Genomic DNA, 2,500 nt, shown 5'->3' on the forward strand with positions numbered 1-2,500 from the left:
GACAGGCGTAGGCGATGGACAACAGGTTGATATTCCTGTACCACCTCTTTATCGTTTGAGCAATGGAGGGACGCAGAAGGATAGAAGAAGCGTGCGATTGGTTGTGCACGTCCAAGCAGTTAGGCTGATAAGTAGGCAAATCCGCTTATCGTGAAGGCTGAGCTGTGATGGGGAAGCTCCTTATGGAGCGAAGTCTTTGATTCCCCGCTGCCAAGAAAAGCTTCTAGCGAGATAAAAGGTGCCTGTACCGCAAACCGACACAGGTAGGCGAGGAGAGAATCCTAAGGTGTGCGAGAGAACTCTGGTTAAGGAACTCGGCAAAATGACCCCGTAACTTCGGGAGAAGGGGTGCTTTCTTAACGGAAAGCCGCAGTGAATAGGCCCAAGCGACTGTTTAGCAAAAACACAGGTCTCTGCGAAGCCGTAAGGCGAAGTATAGGGGCTGACACCTGCCCGGTGCTGGAAGGTTAAGGAGAGGGGTTAGCGTAAGCGAAGCTCTGAACTGAAGCCCCAGTAAACGGCGGCCGTAACTATAACGGTCCTAAGGTAGCGAAATTCCTTGTCGGGTAAGTTCCGACCCGCACGAAAGGTGTAACGATTTGGGCACTGTCTCAACCAGAGACTCGGTGAAATTATAGTACCTGTGAAGATGCAGGTTACCCGCGACAGGACGGAAAGACCCCGTGGAGCTTTACTGTAGCCTGATATTGAATTTTGGTACATTTTGTACAGGATAGGCGGGAGCCATTGAAACCGGAGCGCTAGCTTCGGTGGAGGCGCTGGTGGGATACCGCCCTGAATGTATTGAAATTCTAACCTACGGGTCTTATCGACCCGGGAGACAGTGTCAGGTGGGCAGTTTGACTGGGGCGGTCGCCTCCTAAAGTGTAACGGAGGCGCCCAAAGGTTCCCTCAGAATGGTTGGAAATCATTCGTAGAGTGCAAAGGCATAAGGGAGCTTGACTGCGAGACCTACAAGTCGAGCAGGGACGAAAGTCGGGCTTAGTGATCCGGTGGTTCCGCATGGAAGGGCCATCGCTCAACGGATAAAAGCTACCCCGGGGATAACAGGCTTATCTCCCCCAAGAGTCCACATCGACGGGGAGGTTTGGCACCTCGATGTCGGCTCATCGCATCCTGGGGCTGTAGTCGGTCCCAAGGGTTGGGCTGTTCGCCCATTAAAGCGGTACGCGAGCTGGGTTCAGAACGTCGTGAGACAGTTCGGTCCCTATCCGTCGTGGGCGTAGGAAATTTGAGAGGAGCTGTCCTTAGTACGAGAGGACCGGGATGGACGCACCGCTGGTGTACCAGTTGTTCTGCCAAGGGCATAGCTGGGTAGCTATGTGCGGAAGGGATAAGTGCTGAAAGCATCTAAGCATGAAGCCCCCCTCAAGATGAGATTTCCCATAGCGTAAGCTAGTAAGATCCCTGAAAGATGATCAGGTTGATAGGTTCGAGGTGGAAGCATGGTGACATGTGGAGCTGACGAATACTAATAGATCGAGGACTTAACCATATAATATGAAGCAAATGTTATCTAGTTTTGAAGGAATATGCCTTCATAGTTTGGTGATGATGGCAGAGAGGTCACACCCGTTCCCATACCGAACACGGAAGTTAAGCTCTCTAGCGCCGATGGTAGTTGGGACCTTGTTCCTGTGAGAGTAGGACGTCGCCAAGCAACTTTAAGACGAGTCAGAATGACTCGTCTTTTTTGTGTTTTAAACTTCTTATCAGCTTCAAGTAAGTAATCCGTATTCTTTTGATCCCCTCATATTCATTTTCTTTCATCATTTTTGATGTGTAGCTTAAGATTTTCTATTCTATTTTTTGTAGAAGCAATCTATCGGTGTGTTAAAATAGTACAGTTGTTTTTCGAGGTACTTTAATATAGGAAGATTTAAATTTTTTTAAGGAGATAATATGAAAAAGATAGGTGTAATTACTATAGTAGTTTTAGTCCTTCTAGCAATTACGTATATGTTAGTCGGGAATTATTTTTATAATTATGCGTTGAATGCGAAACAAGAGAAAGAGTTTTTAGAGGATAATCCTCACTTATTAGAAACTGTGAATGCATCGGGAGGTGTGTTCGCTACAAATGAAGAAAAGGATGCGAACTTTGTATCAAATCATAAACCTAATACACTACACATAAATTCTTTCGATAAGTTGAAATTAACAGGTTATGAATATATGAATGAACAATCTAGCCATAAATGGGCAATTGTAGTTCATGGATATGATAGTAAGGCATCGAAAATGACGAAATATATCCGGAATTTTTATGAAGAAGGATATAACGTCATAGCGCCAGATCTTCGTGGGCATGGAAATAGTGAAGGCGATTATATAGGGATGGGCTGGCACGATCGTAAAGATATTTTGATTTGGATTCAACAAATTGTAAAGAAAGACCCTAATGCTGAAATAGCACTCTTTGGTGTTTCCATGGGAGGAGCAACTGTAATGATGATTTCAGGTGAAGAGTTACCTTCTA

Annotated in this window: 1 protein-coding gene and 2 rRNA genes (2 of these 3 running past the window's edge); all 3 read left to right on the forward strand. The window is 45.9% G+C overall.

The features are described from left to right. Positions 1-1,516, forward strand: a 23S ribosomal RNA gene (locus J0835_RS01565) (it extends 1,406 nt beyond the left edge of the window). 49 nt (positions 1,517-1,565) lie between these two features. Next, a 5S ribosomal RNA gene (rrf, locus tag J0835_RS01570) occupies positions 1,566-1,681 on the forward strand. 242 nt (positions 1,682-1,923) lie between these two features. Next, positions 1,924-2,500: the 5' portion of an alpha/beta hydrolase gene (locus tag J0835_RS01575; protein WP_087979200.1), read on the forward strand. The gene runs 383 nt beyond the window's last position; only the first 577 of its 960 coding nucleotides appear in the window; the start codon lies at positions 1,924-1,926; its stop codon lies beyond the right edge, outside the window.

Origin of the sequence: Bacillus cereus group sp. Sample62 (assembly GCF_036851315.1) — a bacterium.
GTDB classification, from domain to species: Bacteria; Bacillota; Bacilli; order Bacillales; family Bacillaceae_G; genus Bacillus_A; species Bacillus_A wiedmannii.